We start from the raw sequence: 19,830 nt of genomic DNA on the forward strand, positions 1-19,830 counted from the left end.
ATGGATCAGTCACACCTTGCTGCCCTCACCGCGGAGGAGCGGGCCCGCCTCCTGCGACGGGCCCGGGCCGCCGGGGTTGCCAGGACCGCGGGCCCGGCCCCGCTCGGGCCGCGCGAGGGCACCGGGCCGGTGCCGCTCTCGGCCGCCCAGGAACGCATGTGGTTCCTGTGCCGGCTCGACGAGGAAGGCGCGGCCGCCTACCAGGTGTCCTCCGCCGTACGCCTGCGGGGCGAGGCCGACCTGCCCGCCCTGCGCCGCGCCCTGGACGCCCTGGTGGCCCGCCACGAAGCGCTGCGCACCACGTTCCGCGAGACGCCGGACGGCGAACCGGTGCAGCACATCGCCGAGTCCGGAACCCTGGAACTGGAGGTGGACGCTTCCGGCGACCTGCCGGCGGCTCTGGGCCGGGCCCGCTCCCACCGCTTCCGGCTGGACAGGGGGCCGCTGATCCGCGGGGTGCTGGTCCAGGGCGGTGCCGGGGGACGTGACGGGGCCGAAGGCCGGGACGGCTCCTCCGGGACGCTGATCCTGACGATGCATCACATCATCTCGGACGGCTGGTCGCTGGACCTGCTCCTGCGCGAACTCGGCGCCCTGTACGGGGCGTTCCGCAAGGGCGAGCCCGATCCGCTGCCCCCGCCGCCCCTCCAGTACGGCGACTACGCGGTGTGGCAGCGCCGCCGGCTCACGGGTGAACGCCTCCGGAAACAGGAGGAGTTCTGGCGCGAACGACTTACGGGGGCGCCCGCCCTGTGCGAGGTCCCCACCGACCGCCCGCGCCCCGACCGCCAGGACCACGCCGGCGGCACCGTCCCCTGCCGACTGGAGCCCGACCTCGCCGCGCGCCTCAGAGACCTCGCCCGGCGCCACGACACCACCCTCTTCGTCACCCTGCTCGCCGCCTGGGCCGCCGTACTCGCCCGGATCTCCGGTGAGGACGAGGTCGTCGTCGGCACCCCCACCGCCAACCGCGCCCAGGCCGGCACCGACGACGTGGTCGGGCTCTTCGTCAACACCCTCGCCCTGCGCCTGGACACCTCGGGGACGCCCACCGTGGCGGAGTGGCTGCGCCGGGTGAAGGAGGCCACCACCGCCGCACTGGCGCACCAGGACCTGCCCTTCGAACGGGTCGTGGACCTCGTGCACCCGGCGCGGAGCCTGGCGCACAGCCCGCTGTTCCAGATGTTCTTCGCCTGGCAGGACGCCCGAGAGCGGACCCTCGACGTACCGGGCCTGGCGCCCGTCGCCCTGCCCCCGGACCCGAGCGTGTCCGCCAAGTTCGACCTGATGCTGAAGCTGTCCGACGCCGGGGACCGCATCGAGGGCGGCATCGAGTACGCCAAGGCCCTGTTCGACCATGACACCGTGGAACGGTATGCGGGGCACTGGCACACCCTGCTCCGGGGAATGGCCGACGGGGACGGCGTCCGCCTCGACGCGCTGGCGCTGACCACGCCCGCCGAACAGGCCCAGATCCTCGACGACTTCAACGCCACCGCCGCCCCCCTCCCGGAAACCTGCGCCCATCACGTCTTCGAGGCCCACGCCACCGCCACCCCCGAAGCCATCGCCCTCGTCCACCAGGACACGGAGCTGACGTACGCCCAACTCGACGCACGAGCCGCGCGGTTGGCGCAAAGGCTGCGCGCGGCGGGCGTGGGTCCGGGCGACCGGGTGGCCATCTTCCTGGAACGCGGCCCGGACATGGTCGTGTCCGTCCTCGCCGTCCTCAAGTCCGGCGGCGCCTACGTACCGCTGGACCCGGGCTATCCGGAGCATCGGCTCGCGTACATGCTGGCCGACAGCGCGCCGGTGGCCGTACTCACCGGGCCCACGCCATGCGCCCTCCTCGACGGCCGCACCACCATCGATGTCACGGCGGCGACCATCGACACCGCCCCCGGAGCCGGTGCCACGGCGACAGCCGACGACCCCGCCCCCGGTGGCGCCACCGCCCCGCGCCCGTCCGTCGCCTCCGAGCCCGACGACACCGCCTACGTCATCTACACCTCCGGCTCCACCGGCGACCCCAAGGGCGTGATGGTCACCCATCGCGGCATGGTCAACCTCGCCACCTGGCAGCGCTCCGCCTTCGGCCTCGACCGGCCACGACGCATCGCGCAACTCTTCTCCTACAGCTTCGACGGCGCGGTCGGCGAGACGGTGATGGCCCTCCTCAACGGCGGCACCCTCGTCATGCTCGACCCCGCGGACATCGAACCCACCCGCCTGGTGGCCGCCCTCAACCGGCACCGGATCAACGTCGTCGTGTCCGTACCCTCGCTGCTGCGTCAGGTCGACGCGTCCCGGCTCACCGGCGGCCGCGACCTCATCGTGGTCTCGGTGGGCGAGGCGTGCACCAAGGAACTCGCCGCACACTGGTCCGCCCACGTGCGCTTCATGAACGGCTACGGCCCCACCGAGTACACGGTCTACTCCCACCTGTGGGAGGCCGAGCCCGGAGCCGTCACCGCCCACGAACGCATGCCCATCGGCACAGCCGTCCACAACACCCACACATATGTGCTGGACCGCGCCGGAAACATCCAGCCCATCGGAGTCGCGGGACACATCCACCTCAGCGGCAGCGGCATCGCACGCGGCTATCTGGGCCGGCCGGCCGACACCGCCGGCCGGTTCGTGCCCAACCCGTTCGCCCTGCGGAAGGCCGTCGACGACCGGGGGCCGCTGCGCCTGGAGTCCGCCCTCGCCGCGATCGAGCGGTTCGCCGCCCGCCACGAGGGCGCCCGCCCGGTCACCACCACCCACCCCGTACTGGCGCCCGCAGAAATCCTCGACCGCGTCCGCGGCCTGGACGATGATCTGCTCGATACCACCCGCCGCTTCCTCGACCGCAACGCCGACGACCGGGCCGCGCACGCGGGCTTCTGCCGCTACTTCCTCGAAGGGGAGAACGCCGCGTACCAGGCCGCCGGACTGGACGAGCACGTGCTGCGCACCCTGCTCGGCGACCTCGGCGGACTCACCGGCGTGGAACTCGGCTGCGGCAACGGGGAGGTCCTGCGCACGCTGGCCGCCGCCGGCGCCAAGGCGGTCGGCATCGACCTCAGCCCCTTCTTCGTCCAGGCACTGCGCCGCGACGGCCTCGACGCCCGTCACGCCCAGGCCGACGTCGAACCCGCCCGGATGGCCGAGGAGTTCGGCATAGCCGAGGGGTCGCTCGACTTCGCCCTCTCCACCATGGTCCTCGACCGCACACACCACCCCCGCCATCTGCTCGCCAACATGATGGCCGTCCTGCGGCCGGGCGGCCGGTTCGCCCTGCAGACGATCCTGCCGGTCGTCCCCCTCGACGACGGCGAGGTCAGCGACCCCCTCGTCTACACCGATGACGCGCACCGGATCGCCCCCGGCCGTGACGCCGCCGAGGACCGGCTCGCCCTGATCGCGGAGCTACGGGCGCTGGGCGCCACCGGCATCACCCTGCGCACCCTGCCCTACATCGTCGCCAGCAGCGACGGCGTCCAGCGCTACGAGCTGTACAGCTTCAGCGGCGTACGCGGCCGTGTCGGCGCCGCCGAACGCGCCTACGACCTCATGTACCGCACCGGTGACATCGGCCGCCGGCTCCCCGACGGCAACCTGGACTTCCTCGGCCGCGACGACTTCCAGGTCAAGGTCCGCGGCTTCCGGGTGGAGCCCGCGGAGATCGAGAGACGCCTCACCGCGCACCCCGGCGTCCGGCAGGCGGCCGTCGTCGCCGACGGCGAACGGCTCCTCGCCTACGTCGTATCGGCCGAAACCCCCGACACCCTGCGCGCCCACGCCGCCGCGGCCCTGCCCGAACACATGGTGCCCGCCGCCTACGTGGCCGTCCCCGAACTGCCCCTGACCCCCAACGGCAAGCTCGACCGTGCCGCCCTGCCCGAACCCGACGCCTCCGCCCACGCCCGCAGCGCCTACACCGCCCCGCGCGGCGAGATCGAGGAGCACGTCGCCGCCGTCTGGAGCGATCTTCTGGGCGTCGAACGCGTCGGCCGCCGGGACGGGTTCTTCGCCCTCGGCGGCCACTCCCTGGTCGGCGTCCGCGTGGTGGCCCGGCTGCGCGAGGCGCTCGGTGTGGAGGTCCCGCTCGGCGCCGTCTTCGCGGCACCGACCCTCGCCGCCTTCGCTCGGTCCGTCGCCGCCGCCCCGCCGGTCACGCTGCCGCCGCTCGAACCGGCGCCCCCGGGCACCGCACCCGTCGTCTCGGCCGCACAACGCCGACTGTGGCTGCTGAGCGGCTGGGAGTCCGGCGGCCACGCCTACCACATCCGCTGGTCGGCACGGCTCGACGGCCCGCTCGACGCGCCCGCCCTGCGCCGGGCCCTCGACCGCATCCTGGAACGGCACACGGCCCTGCGCACCACATTCCAGGACGACGACGGCACACCCGTCGCACGGATCGGCGGCGCCGGCTTCACCTGGACCGCGCCGGAGAGCGTGGACGACCCCTTCGACCTGGCGACAGGACCGCTGATCCGGGGCAGCCTCGTCCAGGACGGCGACGACTCCCACACGCTCGTGCTGGTGCTGCACCACATCGTCGCGGACGGTCTGTCCCTGCGTATCCTCGTCCGCGAACTCGGCGCCCTCTACACCGCGTTCAGCCGGGGCGAACCCGACCCGCTGCCGCTGCCGCCCGTCCAGTACACCGACTACGCACACTGGCAGCAGGAGCGGCTCGCCGGAGCCGGACACGCCGCCCAGGCACGCTACTGGCGCACCGCCCTCGCCGGGGCACCCGCCCTGTGCGACCTGCCCACCGACCGGTCGCGACCCGCGCGACCCGACTACGCCGGCGGCCTCGTCGATCTCACCCTCGCCCCCCGACTGGCGGCACGCGTACGGGAGTTCAGCGCACGCCACGGCGTCACCCCGTTCACCACCCTGCTGGCCTCCTGGGCCGCCACCCTGACCCGGCTGTCCGGGCAGACCGAGGTCGTCATCGGCACACCCGTCGCCGGCCGTGACGACGCCCGCACCGAAGACCTCATCGGCTTCTTCGTCAACATGCTCCCGCTGCGGCTGGACACCTCCACCACCCCCACCCTCGGCGACTGGCTGAACCACGTACGCGACCGTGTCGTCGCGGCCCAGACCCATCAGGACCTGCCCTTCGACCGGATCGTGGACGCGGTCGGGCCCGCCCGCTCCGCCGACCGGCACCCGCTGTTCCAGACCGGCTTCACCTGGCAGCACGAACCCGAGGAACCCCTCATCCTGCCCGGCGTCCAGGTACGCCCCGGACCCGCACCCCGCCACACCACCTCCCGCTTCGACCTCACCCTCGCCCTCACCGAGACCGCCGACGGCCGGATCAGGGGTGCGGCCGAGTACGCCACCGCCCTGTTCGACGCGGCCACCGTGCGCCGCTTCACCGACTGCTGGCTCACCCTGCTCGACGCCATGACCGGACAGGACGCGCACACCGAACTCGCGGCGCTGCCCCTCCTCGGACCGGACGCCGCCGAGATCGAGACCGAGGGCGCGACCCTCCCGCATCCCGCCGACACCCGACGCGTGGACCGGCTCGTGGACGCGTGGATCGCCCGCACGCCCGACGCCACCGCCCTGGTGCACGGCGACCGCGTACTCAGCTACGCGGACCTGGGCGAACTGGCCTCCCGGCATGCCGAAGCCCTGCGCGCCCACGGGATCGGTCCGGGGGACCGGGTCGCACTCGTCCTGCCCCGCTCGGCGGAACTGGTCGCCCTCCAGCTCGCCGTGCTGCGCGTGGGCGCGGTGTTCGTGCCGGGGGACCCCGCGCATCCGCAGGCCCGCCGTGACTTCATGGTCGCGGACAGCGGGGCGAAACTGCTGGTCACCGAGGACGGCTGGACCGCCACCGGCGCCCCGGACACGCCGCCCGTGCCCGGCGCGGCGTACATCATGTACACCTCCGGCTCCACCGGCACGCCCAAGGGTGTGATCGCCCCGCACTCCGGCATCATCCGCCTCGCCCTCCCCGGCGGCTACGCGGAGTTCGGCCCGGACGACCGTACGGCCTTCGCGGCCACCCCGGCCTTCGACGCCGCCACCGTGGAGGTCTGGGCCCCGCTGCTGACCGGTGGCCGGATCGTCGTGGTGGACCGGGAAGACCTGCTCGACCCGCCGCGCCTCGCCCGCACCCTGGACCGGCACGGCATCACCGTGCTCTTCCTCACCACCAGCCTCTTCCAGCGCCACGCCGAGTACGGCGCGGAGGCCGCGCGGGCGCTGGCCCGGCTCCGCTGCCTCCTGGTCGGCGGGGACGTGATGGACCCGGCCAGGCTCCGGGCGTTCCTCACCACCCAACGGCCCGGCCGGTTCGTGCACGTCTACGGCCCGACCGAAACCACCACATTCGCCCTGGCCCACATCGTCCAGGACGTCCCGGCCGACGCCCGCCGGGTGCCCCTCGGCCGCCCCATCGAACGGACGACGGCCCACATCCTGGACTCCCGGCTCCGACCCGTCCCGGCCGGGGTGCCCGGAGAGATCGTCATCGGCGGCGACGGAGTCTGCCTCGGCTATCTCGACCGCCCCGACCTCACCGCCGAGAAGTTCGTCACCCTGAACGGACACCGCTGCTACCGCACCGGCGACCGCGGCCGGCGTCTCGCCGACGGCACCATCGAGTTCCTGGGCCGCACCGACGCACAGATCAAGATCCGCGGCTTCCGCGTGGAACCCGGCGAGACCGAGACCCTGCTCGCACAAGTACCCGGCATCCGTGACGGTGCCGTCCTCGCCCGCGACAACGGCACCGGCGACAAGGAACTGATCGCCTACTACGTGGCCGACGCCCCGGTCCCCGCAGCCGCCCTGCGCGACCACCTCGCCGCCCACCTCCCCGACCACCAGGTGCCCTCGGCGTACGTACACCTGCCCGCGCTGCCCCTCACCCCGAACGGCAAAATCGACCGCGCCGCACTGCCCGCCGTCCATCCGGACGCCTACGCCCGCCACGCCCACGAGGCGCCCGAACCCGGCCTGGAGGAACAGCTCGCGGCCGTCTGGTCGGAGGTACTGGGCCAGGAACGCGTCGGCCGCCACGACGACTTCTTCGCGCTGGGCGGACACTCCCTGCTGGCCGTACGCATCCTGAGCCGGCTCCGCTCCGACCTGGGCGTGGAGGTGGCACTGTCCGACCTCTTCGACGCGCCCACCCTCGCCGGCTTCGCCGCGACCGCCTCCGTCGCCCTGCCCGCCCGCCGACCGGCCATACGGCCGGTACCGCGCGGGGACGGCAGCCCGGTCTCCTTCGCCCAGCGCAGACTCTGGTTCCTGTCCGCCGTGGAGGGAGCCGGCCGCGCCTACCACATCCCGTTCGGGCTGCGCCTGACCGGAGCCCTCGACACCACCGCACTGCGCCGCGCCCTGGACCGTATCGTCGACCGGCACGAGATCCTGCGGACCGTCTTCGACCACGTGGACGGCGAACCCGTACAGCGGGTCCGTCCGGCAGCCGGATTCCCCCTCACCGAACAGGAGGCGTCCGCAGCGGAACTCCCGGCCGTCGCGGCCGAGGAGGCGCTCGCTCCCTTCGACCTGGCCTCCGGACCGCTCGTCCGGGGCCGGCTCGTCCGTCTCGCCGAGCGGGACCACGCCCTGCTCATCACGATGCACCACATCATCTCCGACGGCTGGTCGCTGCGCCTCCTGCTCAGCGAACTGGCCACGCTGTACGGGGCGTTCAGCCGGGGCGACACCGACCCGCTGCCACCGCTGCCCGTCCAGTACGGCGACTACGCGGCCTGGCAGCACGAACTGGCGGCCACCGGGGCACTCGCCGACTCCGACACGTACTGGCAGCGGCACCTGCACGGGGCCCCGGAACTCCTGGAGCTGCCCACCGACCGCCCCCGACCGGCCCGACAGGACCACTCGGGCGCCGTGGTGGAGTGCGCGCTCGACCCCGAACTCACCGCACGGCTGGACGAACTGAGTCGCCGTCACGGGACCACCCTTTACATGACCCTGCTGGCCGGCTGGGCGGCGGCGGTGGCGGGGCTCAGCGGCCACCGGGACGTGGTGATCGGCTCCCCGGCCGCCCATCGCGGGCAGCGTGAGGCCGAGGACCTCATCGGCTTCTTCGTCAACACCCTGCCGATCAGGCTCGACGCGGCCGGGAGCCAGACGGTCACCGACTGGCTCGCCCAGGTCAAGGAGAGGGTCCTCGCCGCCCAGGCGCACCAGGACGTGCCCTTCGAACGCATCGTGGAACTCGTCCGCCCCGCCCGCAGCCTGTCCCACGGCCCGCTCATCCAGGTGGAGTTCGTCTTCCAGAGCGTCGACGACGAAGGGGGAACGCCACCCGGACTGCCGGGCCTGCGCACCGAGCCCCTGCCCCCGGCCCCGCACCTCACCTCCCAGTTCGACTTCTCGCTCAAGCTGACGCGGAACGGCGACCGGGTCGGCGGGGGCGTCGAGTTCGCCACCGCGCTCTACGACCCCGACACCGTCCGCCGCTACCTCGGCCACTGGCAGACCCTGCTCACCGCTCTCGTCGCGGACGACCACGCCACCCTGGACTCCCTGCCGCTGCTCACGGCCGACGAGGAGAAGCGGGTACTGGCGCTCGGCACCGGCCCCGAAAAGGACTCCGGCCCCGAAACGAGCCCCGGACCCGGCGAGCCCGCGCTCGCGCATCTGCTGATCGAGGCCCAGGCACGACGGACCCCGCACGCCCCCGCCGCCCTCGACTGCGCCGGTCTCGACTGCGCCGGTCTCGACTACGCCGCCCTCGACGCCTGGGCCAACCAGATCGCGCACCGGCTCCGCGCCCTCGGTGTCGGCCGGGGCGACCTGGTCGGACTCCACGCCCGCCGCGGCCCGGCCGCGCTCGCCGGACTCCTCGGCGTACTCAAGGCATCGGCCGCGTACGTCCCGCTGGACCCCGGATATCCGGCGGCACGCCTGGAACTCCTGCTGCGCGACACCGCGCCGGCGGCGGTCCTGGACGACGGGAGCGACACCCTGCCCACCACCGCCGTTCCGGTGGTCGGACTCGACCGCGGCACCGAACCGGAAGACGCGCCACCCACCACCGCCAGCCCGGACGACCTGGCCTATGTGCTCCACACCTCGGGCTCCACGGGCACCCCCAAGGGCGTCGCCGTCGCACACCGCGCGCTCACCGGCTACCTGCGCTGGGCCGCGGACGTCTACCGCCCGGTCAACGGCGCGGCGGTCTCCTCCTCCCTGTCCTTCGACGCCACCGTCACCAGCCTGCTCTTGCCCCTGGTGTGCGGCGGACCGGTCCGCTTCGTACCCGAGGGCGCCGAGGTGGACGGGCTGCGCGAACTCATCAGGGACCCGGCGGCCCGAGGGCTGCTGAAGATCACGCCCGCGCACCTGGACGCCCTGGGCCGACTGGCGCGGGCCGACGGCGGCCCCGTGCACGTGGACACGCTCGTGGTGGGCGGCGAGGCCCTGCCCGCCGCCACCGTCGAACTGTGGCGCCGGCTCGCCCCCGACGCACGGATCTTCAACGAGTACGGGCCGACCGAAGCGGTCGTCGGCTGTGTGCTGCACGAGGTCACCGGGACCGTGCCCGGCCGCCCGGTGCCCATCGGCCGCCCGGCACCGGGCACGTCCCTGTACGTCCTCGACGAGCGGGGCCGGCCCGTACCCCCCGGCGTGACAGGGCAGTTCCACATCGGCGGGGCCCAGCTGGCACGCGGCTACCTCGGCCGCCCCGACCTGACCGCCGAGCGCTTCCACGACACGCACCGGGGCCGCCTGTACGCCACCGGGGACCTGGGCCGGATGCTGCCCGACGGCACCCTGGAGTATCTCGGGCGCGCCGACGACCAGATCAAACTGCGCGGCTTCCGGGTCGAACCCGGCGAGATCCGGGCCCACCTCCTGGCCCTGCCCGGCATCCGCGAGGCCGCCGTCGCCGTCCGCGAGGACGCGGCGGGCGAGCGCCACCTGACCGCGTACTACTCCGCGGCGGACGGCACCCCCGATCCGCGCGCCGCGCTGGCCGGGACGCTTCCCGAACACCTCGTCCCCACCGCCCTGCTGCGCCTGGACGCCCTGCCGCTCACCCCGAACGGCAAGACCGACCTCGCCGCCCTGCCCGACCCCGACCCGAGCGCCTTCGCCGCAGGCGCGGACACCGAACCGGAGGGCCCGGTGGAGGCCGCCCTCGCGGAGATCTGGGCGGAACTGCTGGGCCGCGACGGCGGTGTCGGCCGGACCGACAACTTCTTCACCCTGGGCGGACACTCCCTGCTGGCCGTGACGATGCTGGAACGGATGCGGCTGCGCGGCCTCCACGTGGACGTGGGCGCCGTCTTCACCGCACCCGACCTGGCGGCCCTGGCCGCACAGGTCACCGTCGCCGAAACCCCTCGGGAGCAGCGGCCGGACGCCCCCCTGGACACCCTGCCTCGCCGGGCCCGTGAGGCGATCGAGGCGGCCGTGCCCGGCGGCGCGCCGAACGTCCAGGACGTCTACCCGCTCGCCCCCATGCAGGAAGGCGTCCTCTTCCACCACCTCCTCACCGAGGAGGGCGACCCCTACCTGCTCACCGTGGGCCTGTCCTTCGACAGCAGGGACCTGCTCGACCGCTATCTGGCGGCCTTCCGCGCGGTCGCGGCCCGCCACGACATCCTGCGCACCTCCGTCATGTGGGAGGACCTTCCCGAACCGATGCAGGTGGTGTGGCGCGAAGCGCCCCTGCCCGTCACGGAGGTGACCGTCGATCCGGACCGGGGGCCGGCCCTGGAGCAGCTGCGCCGCAGGTACGACCCGCGCCATCACCGTATCGACGTGCGCCGCGCCCCCATGCTGCGCATGTACGCGGCCGCCGAGCCGGGCACGGCGGACCAGCGGTGGGTGCTCCTGATGGTCAGCCACCACCTCATGGACGACAACACCACCTTCAGGGTGCTGTTCGACGAGATCCGGACCTTCCTGCGCGGGGAGGAGGCCGCGCTGCCCGACCCGGTGCCCTTCGGAGCTTTCGTCCGCCGGGCCCGCGAGGAATTCGACGTCGCCGGCGCGGAGGCGTTCTTCGGGGACATGCTCGGGGACGTCACCGAGCCGACCACGCCGTTCGGGCTCACCGCCGTGGACGGAGACGGCCGCGAGGTCGCCGAGCACACCACGGCCCTCGACCCGGATCTCGCCGCCGTGCTGCGCGCACGGGCACGCGCACTCGGCGTCACCCCCGCCGCCGTCTTCCACCTGGCCTGGGCACAGGTCCTGGCCAGAGCCGCCGGCCGGCCGGACGTGGTGTTCGGGACCGTCCTGTCCGGGCGGCTGGGCGGCGCGGACCGGGCCGTCGGCCCGACCATCAACACCCTGCCCCTGCGGGTACGGGTGGACGAGCGCAGTGCCCGCACCGCCCTGCTCGACTGCCAGGCAGGGCTCGCCGCCCTGCTGGGCCACGAACACGCCCCGCTCGCCCTGGCCCAGCGCGTGAGCGGCGTACAGGCACCCACCCCCCTGTTCACGGCGCTGCTCAACTACCGGCACGGCGCGCCCCGTACACCCGACGACGGCTGGCAGGGCATCCACTGGGAGCACGCCGAGGAGCGCACCAACTACCCGCTCATGCTGGCCGTCGACGACCTCGACGAGGAGTTCCACCTCACCGTGCAGGCGGCCGGGCCCGCCGAACCCGCCCGGATCGCCGCCCTCGTGGCCCACGCCGCCCGCGTCCTCACCCAGGCACTGGAGGAGCGGCCCGACACGCCCCTGGCGGAGCTGGATGTGCTGCCCGAGGCCGAACGGGCCGACGTACTCCACCGCTGGGCCGGGCCCACGGCCGCCTACCCCGACCTGTGTCTCCACGAACTGGTCGAGGCGCAGGTGCGCAGAACACCCGACGCGGTGGCCGTGACCGAGGGCACCGAACAGCTCACCTACGCCGAACTCGACGCCCGCGCGGAGGGGTTGGCCGCCCGGCTCCTCGCCGCAGGCGTGCGCCCCGACGACCGGGTGGGGGTTCACGCCGAGCGCTCGGCATCCCTGGTGGTCGCCCTGCTGGGCGTCCTCAAGGCCGGCGCCGCCTACCTTCCCCTGGAGCCGGACAACCCCGCCGAACGGCTGGCCTTCCTCGTCCGCGACGGCGCCCCCGCCGCCGTCCTCACCGACCGGGAGGGCGTCTCCTTTCCGGGCGTACCCGTTCTCGACATCCGCCGGCCGGGCCCGGAACCCGACACCTTCGTCCGCGCGGCCGCCGGCCCCGGCAACCTCGCCTACGTCATCCACACCTCCGGCTCCACCGGCACCCCCAAGGGGGTCATGGTGGAACACCGGTCGGTCGTCAACCGGCTGCTGTGGATGCAGGACACCTACCGGCTGGGCGCCGACGAGCGGGTCCTGCAGAAGACGCCGTACGGGTTCGACGTATCGGTGTGGGAGTTCTTCTGGCCGCTGATCAACGGGGCACGGCTGGTCCTCGCCCGCCCCGGAGGCCACCGCGACCCCGCCTATCTGGCCGAGCTGATCCAGCGGGAACGGATCACCACGGTCCACTTCGTGCCGTCCATGCTGCGCGCGTTCCTCGCCGATCCGGCCGCCGCCGGCTGCACCGGACTGCGCCGGGTGCTGTGCAGCGGCGAGGCCCTGTCCGACACGCTGGCCGCCGACGTCCACCGGCTGTGGCCGGGAACCGAACTGCACAACCTGTACGGCCCCACCGAGACCGCCGTCGACGTCACCGCCCAGCACTGTCCGCCCGGCCGCCCCGTCACCCTGGGCCTGCCCGTCGCCAACACCCGCGTCTACGTGGTGGACGAGCGGGGCCGGCCCGCCCCCGTGGGCGCGGCGGGGGAGCTGTGGGTCGGCGGCGTACAGGTGGCTCGGGGCTACCTGGGCCGGCCGGAGCTGACCGGGGAACGCTTCCTCGACGACCCCTTCACCGGGAACGGCCGCGTCTACCGCACCGGTGACCTGGCCCGCCGCCTGCCCGACGGCACCCTGGAATACCTGGGCCGCGCCGACTTCCAGCTCAAGGTGCGCGGCATCCGCGTGGAGCCGGGGGAGATCGAGGCCGCCCTCGCCGCCCTGCCGGGGGTGCGCGACAGCGTGGTCACGGCCTGCGGCGACGCGCTCGTCGCGTACGTCACCGGTGACGCCGATCCGACCGCCCTGCGGGCCGCGCTCGCCGCCACCCTGCCCGACCACCTGGTGCCCAGCGCGTACGTACACCTGGAGGCCCTGCCCCTGACCGTCAGCGGCAAGGTCGACCGGGCCGCGCTGCCCGCGCCGGACGGTACGGTCCTGGCCCGCCGCCCGTACGAGGCGCCCGAGGGCGAGACGGAGAAGGCCCTCGCCGCGATCTGGGCCGACCTGCTCGGACTGGACCGGGTCGGCCGGCACGACGGCTTCTTCGGACTCGGCGGGCACTCACTGCTGGCCGTCACCCTCATGGAACGCATGCGACAGGCCGCGATGCCCGTCGATGTGCGCACCCTCTATCAGGCGCCGACGCTCGCCGAACTGGCACGCGCGCTCGGCGGCCCCCAGCGCCGGGCGGTGATCCCGCCCAACCTCATCCCGGACCCCGCCGCCACCCGGACCGAGTCCGGCCCCACCGTGGAGCTGACCCTGTGAACCACGACGACCTGCTCACCGCACTCGGCGCCCGCGGCGTACAACTGCGGCGCGAGGGCGACGCCCTCAAAGTCCGCGGCCCCGCCCTCGCCCCCGAGGAGATCGAGGCGCTGCGCCGCCACAAGCCGGCCCTGCTCGCACGCCTCGCCGAGGAGTGCGGCGAGGACTCCGGCACGACGTGGTGGACCCCGCCGCGCCGCATCACGCCGAAGATGCTGCCCCTGGTCACCCTGGACCAGCGGGACGTGGACGCCGTCGTCGCCACCGTCGAGGGAGGCGCCGACAACGTCCAGGACATCTACCCCCTGGCCCCGCTGCAGGAGGGTGTGCTCTTCCACCACCTGCTCTCCAGCGACGCCGACCCGTACCTGATGACGCTCGCGTTCTCCTTCGACAGCAGGGCCCGGCTCGACGCGTTCCTGGCCGCGCTGCGGAAGGTGGTCGACCGCCACGACATCCTGCGGACCGCCGTCGTGTGGGAGGGCCCGCCCGAGCCGGTCCAGGTGGTGTGGCGGCACGCCGCACTGCCCGTCACCGAGGCCGATGTCACGGGCGCGGACGACCGGTCCGCCCGGCTGCGGGCCATGACCGACGCCCGCGGGCTGCGCCTGGACCTCACCCGGCCGCCGCTCGCGGGAGTCGTGATCGCCCCCGACGCGCCCGGCACCGAAGGCTGGCTGGCGGTCCTGCTGTGGCATCACCTGATCGCCGACCACGTCACCCTGGAAGTCGTCCTCCAGGAGGTCGGCGCCCACCTGGAAGGGCCGGAGCCGGACCTTCCCGAACCGGTGCCCTTCCGGGAGTTCGTCGCGCGGGTCCGGGCCGAGGCGGGCGAACGGGACCACGAACGATTCTTCACCGGCATGCTCGGCGACGTCACCGAACCCACCGCCCCCTACGGCGCGTCCCTGGCCACCGGCGACGGCACCGACGTCACCGAGGCGCGCCGGCGCGTGGACGAGCGGGTCGCCGCCCGGCTGCGCGAGCGGGCCGGGCACCTGGGCGTCAGCACCGCCGCGCTGTGCCACCTCGCCTGGGCCCACGTACTGGCCCGGCTCACCGGCCGCGACGACGTCGTGTTCGGCACCGTCCTCGCGGGCCGCCTCGGCGGCGGGGACGGCTCCGACCGTGCCGTGGGCCCGTTCATCAACACCCTGCCCGTCAGGGTGGACACCGGCGCCCCGCCCGGCGCCGTGCACGACACCCTCACCGCACTCCTCGCCCACGAACACGCCTCCGCCGCGCTCGCCCAGCGGTGCGCCGCCGTACCCGCGCCCGCCCCGCTGTTCACCACGCTCCTCAACTACCGCCACTCACTGCCCGCTCAGGGACCGCAGTGGCACGGCATCGAACTCCTGGACGGCGAGGAGCGCACCAACTACCCGCTCACCCTCTCCGTCGACGACCTCGGCACCGGCCTCGGACTCACCGTGCAGGCGGCCGCACCCCTCGACCCCGAGCGCGTCTGCGCGTACGTGCACACCGCCCTGTCCGCCGTCGCCGAAGGCACGCCCGGCCCCGTGGACGTCCTGCCGCCGCAGGAGCACGAGGCGCTGATCCACACGTACAACCGGACGGCGGCCCCGCTGCCGGACCTCCTCGTCCACGAACAGATCGCCGAACACGCCCGGCGCACCCCCGACGCGGTCGCCGTCGTCCACGCGGAGACCACCCTCACCTACGCTGAACTCGACGCCCACGCGAACCGGCTGGCACAGCGGCTGCGCGCCCTCGGCGTACGCCCCGACGACCGCGTCGGTGTCCGGCTGCCGCGCGGCACCGGTCTCGCCGTGGCCCTGCTCGGCATCCTCAAGGCGGGCGGCGGATACCTGCCGCTCGACCTGTCCTACCCCGCCGCGCGCCTCGCCCACATGATCGAGGACGCCGCGCCGGTCGTCGTCGTGGACGAGGAACTCCTCGACGCGACCGCCCGCACCGGCCCCGCGCCCGCCCCCGGACGCGACGGACTGGCCCCGCACCACCTGGCGTACGTCATCTACACCTCGGGATCGACCGGGCGGCCCAAGGGGGTCGAGGTGGAGCACGCGCAACTCCTGCACTCCACCCATGCCCGCGCCCTCGCCTACCCGCGCGCACGCCGCTTCCTGCTGCTGTCCTCCCTGTCCTTCGACAGCTCCGTCGCCGGTGTCTTCGGCACCCTCGCCCGGGGCGGCACTCTCGTCATCGCCTCGGAACCCCGCGATCCGCGCGCCACGGCCCGCGAGATCACCCGGCACCGCGTCGACACGCTGCTGTGCGTGCCGTCCCTCTACAGTGCGCTGCTCGACGAGCTGACCGGGCCCGGCGCCCCCGGGGACTGCCCGCTGACCACCGCCGTGCTGGCGGGCGAGGTCTGCCCGCCCGAGCTGGTCACCGACTCCGCCGCCCGGCTGCCGGGCACCACCCTCGTCAACGAGTACGGGCCGACCGAGGCATGCGTCTGGGCCACCGCCCACACCTGCCGGCCGGACGAGGAGGGCCCCGTCCCGATCGGCACCCCCGTCGCCAACGCCCGCGTCTACGTGCTCGACGGCCGGGACCGGCCCGTACCGGACGGCGTCACCGGCGAACTCGTCATCGGCGGCGCCGGAGTGGCCCGCGGCTACCTGGGCATGCCGACACAGACCGCCGAACGCTTCGGCCCCGACCCGTTCCTGCCCGGCGGCCGCGTCTACCGCACCGGCGACCTGGCCCGGCGCCGCCCCGACGGAACCCTGGAGTTCCTGGGCCGCCGCGACCAGCAGGTGAAACTGCGCGGCCACCGCATCGAGCCCGCCGAGACCGAGGCCATCCTCGCCCCGCACGTCACCGCCTGCGCCGTGGCCGTACGCGACGGTGTCCTCGTCGGCTACGTCGTCGGCGGCCCGCCCGTCGCCCGGCTGCGCGAACTGGCCGCGGAACAGCTGCCCGCCCCGCTCGTTCCCACCGCCTGGGTCGCCCTCGACGCCCTGCCCCTGACCCCCAACGGCAAGCTCGACCGCGCCGCCCTGCCCCGGCCCCACCACGACGACCTCATGTCCGGGGCGCATGCGCCGCAGGGCGAGGCGGAGACCGTGGTCGCCGCCATCTGGGCGGACCTCCTCGGCGTCGAGGGCGTCGGACGCCACGCGGACTTCTTCGAACTCGGCGGCCACTCCCTGACCGCGGTCCGCGTCACCTCCCGCGTCCGGGCCGCGCTCGGGGCCGACACCTCCGTCACCGCCCTGTTCGACGCCCCCGTCCTCGCCGACTACGTCCACGCCCTCACCGCCCCGACCAGCCGCCCCGCCCCGCCCCCGCTCACCCCCGCACCCCGAGACCAAACCCCCGTCCCCTCCTCGGGCCAGCGAAGACTGTGGCTGCTCTCCCAGGTGGACGGCGCCGACCGCGCACACCGGGTGCGCACCGCACTCCGCCTGCGCGGCACCCTCGACGAGCCCGCACTGCGCCGCGCCCTCGACACGATCGTGGCCCGGCACGACGTCCTGCGCACCGTGTTCACCGAGGGCGGCACCCCGCACCCGATCCCGGCCCGCTTCGCGTGGACCGACGACCTCGAAGCCCCCTTCGACCTGGCCCGAGGCCCCCTGCTGCGCGGCCACCTCACCCGTACCCGCCCGGACGAGTGGGAACTGCGCCTCGCCGCCCACCACATCGTCTCCGACGGCTGGTCGGCCGGCCTGCTGATACGGGAACTGGGCGCCCTCTACCGGGCGTTCACAGCGGGCGAGCCCGACCCGCTGCCCGCACTGCCCGTCCAGTACGCCGACTACGCCGCCTGGCAGCAGTCCCTCGACCTCGACGAGCAGGCCGCCTACTGGCAGCACACCCTCGACGGGGCCCCGCACCTCACCGAACTGCCCACCGACCGGCCCCGCCCCGCCCGCCAGGACTTCGCGGGAGAGTTCGCCGACTGCACACTGGACGCCGAACTCACCCGAAAGCTCACCGACTTCAGCCGCCGCCACGGCTGCACCCTGTTCGTCACCCTGCTCGCCGCATGGGGCGCCACCCTCACCCGGCTGTCCGGAGAGTCCGAGATCGTCATCGGCACCCCCACCGCAGGACGCGGCCGCCCCGAGACCGACAGCCTGATCGGCTTCTTCGTCAACATGCTGCCCCTGCGCCTGGACACCACCGGCGACCCCACCGTCACCGACTGGATCGACCGCGTCCGGCAGCAGGTGACCCGTGCCCAGGCCAACCAGGACCTCCCCTTCGAACGGATCGTGGAACTCCTCGACCCCGCCCGCTCACCCGCCCACACCCCGCTGTTCCAGACCGCCTTCACCTGGCAGGCCGACCGGCCGGCGACCCTCGACCTGCCCGGCATCACCGTCGAACCCCTGGACACCGGCCCGCACCGGAGCGCCACCTACGACCTCACCCTCGCCCTCGGCCAGGCCGACGGCCGCATCCACGGCGGTATCGAATACGCCACCGCCCTCTTCGACCGCGACACCGTCGACCGCTACCTCGGCCACTGGCGTACGCTCCTGAGCGCACTCGCCGACGACGACCGGTCGCCGCTCTCGCGCCTCCCGATGCTCACCCCGCCCGAACGGGACCGGCTGATCCAGAACAGCGCCGGCCCGCGCCACGACCACGAACCCGCCTGCCTGCACGAACTGTTCGACGCACAGGCACGGCGCACACCACAGGCCGCCGCCCTGGTCCACGGCACCCACCGCCTCACCTACGGCGAGCTGGACGCCTACGCGGACCGGATCGCCGGCCGGCTGCGCTCCCTCGGCGTCGGCCCCGACGACAGGGTCGGCATCCGCACCGATCCGGGCGCGGGTCTGGTCGCCGCCGTCCTCGGCGTACTCAAGGCGGGCGGCGCCTACCTGCCCCTCGACCCGCACGCTCCGGCGGACCGCCTGCACGCCCTCACCGAAGCGGCCCGCCCGGTCACCGTCCTCGACACGGACACGCTGGACGCCCTCGCCGGTCCGGGCACCCCGGAGGCCGTACGCGAGCACAGCGGGGTACGGCCCGACCACCTCGCCTACGTCATGCCGACCTCCGGCTCCACCGGCGAGCCCAAGCTCGTCATGGTCGAGCACCGGGCCATCGTCGCCTCGACCCGAGCCCGCGCCGCCGTCCACGGCCCCGCCGGACGCTGCGTACTCGCCGTCCCGCTCGGCTTCGACGCGGCGGCGGCCGCCCTGTTCGGCACCCTCACCACCGGGGGCACCCTGATCGTCGCGGACCGCGACCTCGCCGAACTGCCCGCACTGCTGAGCGAACAGCGCGTGGAGACCCTCGTCTGCGCCACGTCCGCCCTGCTCACCGTCCTGCCGGTGCTGGACGCCCCCGCCCTGCGCCGGGTCGTCGTCGGCGGCGACCCCTGCCCGCCCGGCCTCGCCGACGATCTGGCGCGCCGCCACCCGGACGCCGTCCTCGTCAACGAGTACGGCCCCACCGAGGCCACCGTCTGGGTCACCCACCACCGATGCCACCGGGGGGAGGCCGCCGTCCCGGTCGGGCAACCCGTCGAGAACATGCGCGTCTACGTCCTCGATACACACGACGAGCCCGTACCGCCCGGCGTCACCGGCGAGGTGTGTATCGCCGGAACCCAACTCGCCCGCGGCTACCTCGACCGCCCCGACCTCACCGCCGAACGATTCGTCACCGACCCCTTCACCGGCGACCGGATGTACCGCACCGGCGACCTGGGCCGCCGACGCGGCGACGGCGACCTGGAACTCCTCGGCCGCGCCGACGACCAGATCAAGATCCGCGGCATCCGGATCGAACCCGGCGAGATCGAGACCCGGCTGCGCGAACACCCGCGCTGCGACCGGGCCGTGGTCCTCGCCCGAGCCGGCACCCTCGTGGCCTACCACACCGGACCCGCCACCCCGGACGAGCTGCGCGCCCACCTGGCCCGCACCCTCCCCGACTACCTCCTGCCCGGCGCCTACGTCGCGCTGCCCGCCCTGCCCCTCACCGGCAACGGCAAGGCCGACCGCGCGGCACTGCCCGACCCGGCCCCCGAGGCATATGTGCGGCACACCTACGAACCCCCCGCAGGGCCCGTCGAGACCGCCCTCGCCGAGGCATGGGCGGAACTCCTCGGACAGGAACGCGTCGGCCGGGGCGACAACTTCTTCGATCTCGGCGGCCACTCACTGCTGGCCGTCACCCTGGTTCACCGGCTCCGCGCCCGCGGCCTCGCACTCACCCTGACCGCGGTCCTCGGTGAACCGTCGCTGCGCGACCTCGCCGCCACGGTCACCGACCTCCCGTCCGCGACCGCCGCCGCACCGGGCCCCGACCCTGCGGAAC

General features: G+C 74.1%; 2 protein-coding genes (1 of these 2 cut by a window edge). Both read left to right on the forward strand.

The genetic code is table 11. From position 1 onward, the window contains the following. Complete coding sequence (locus OG710_RS24350; RefSeq protein WP_330241204.1) at positions 1 to 13,557, forward strand: non-ribosomal peptide synthetase; 13,557 nt, start codon at positions 1 to 3, stop codon at positions 13,555 to 13,557. Beyond that, a protein-coding gene (locus OG710_RS24355) for an amino acid adenylation domain-containing protein (RefSeq protein ID WP_330241205.1) crosses the window boundary here: on the forward strand, positions 13,554 to 19,830 show its 5' portion. 6,185 nt of this gene lie beyond the right edge of the window; only the first 6,277 of its 12,462 coding nucleotides appear in the window; it begins with the start codon at positions 13,554 to 13,556; its stop codon lies beyond the right edge, outside the window. The genes OG710_RS24350 and OG710_RS24355 overlap by 4 nt, the downstream gene beginning before the upstream one ends.

Origin of the sequence: Streptomyces sp. NBC_00525, from assembly GCF_036346595.1 — a bacterium.
In the GTDB taxonomy this organism is placed as follows: Bacteria; Actinomycetota; Actinomycetes; order Streptomycetales; family Streptomycetaceae; genus Streptomyces.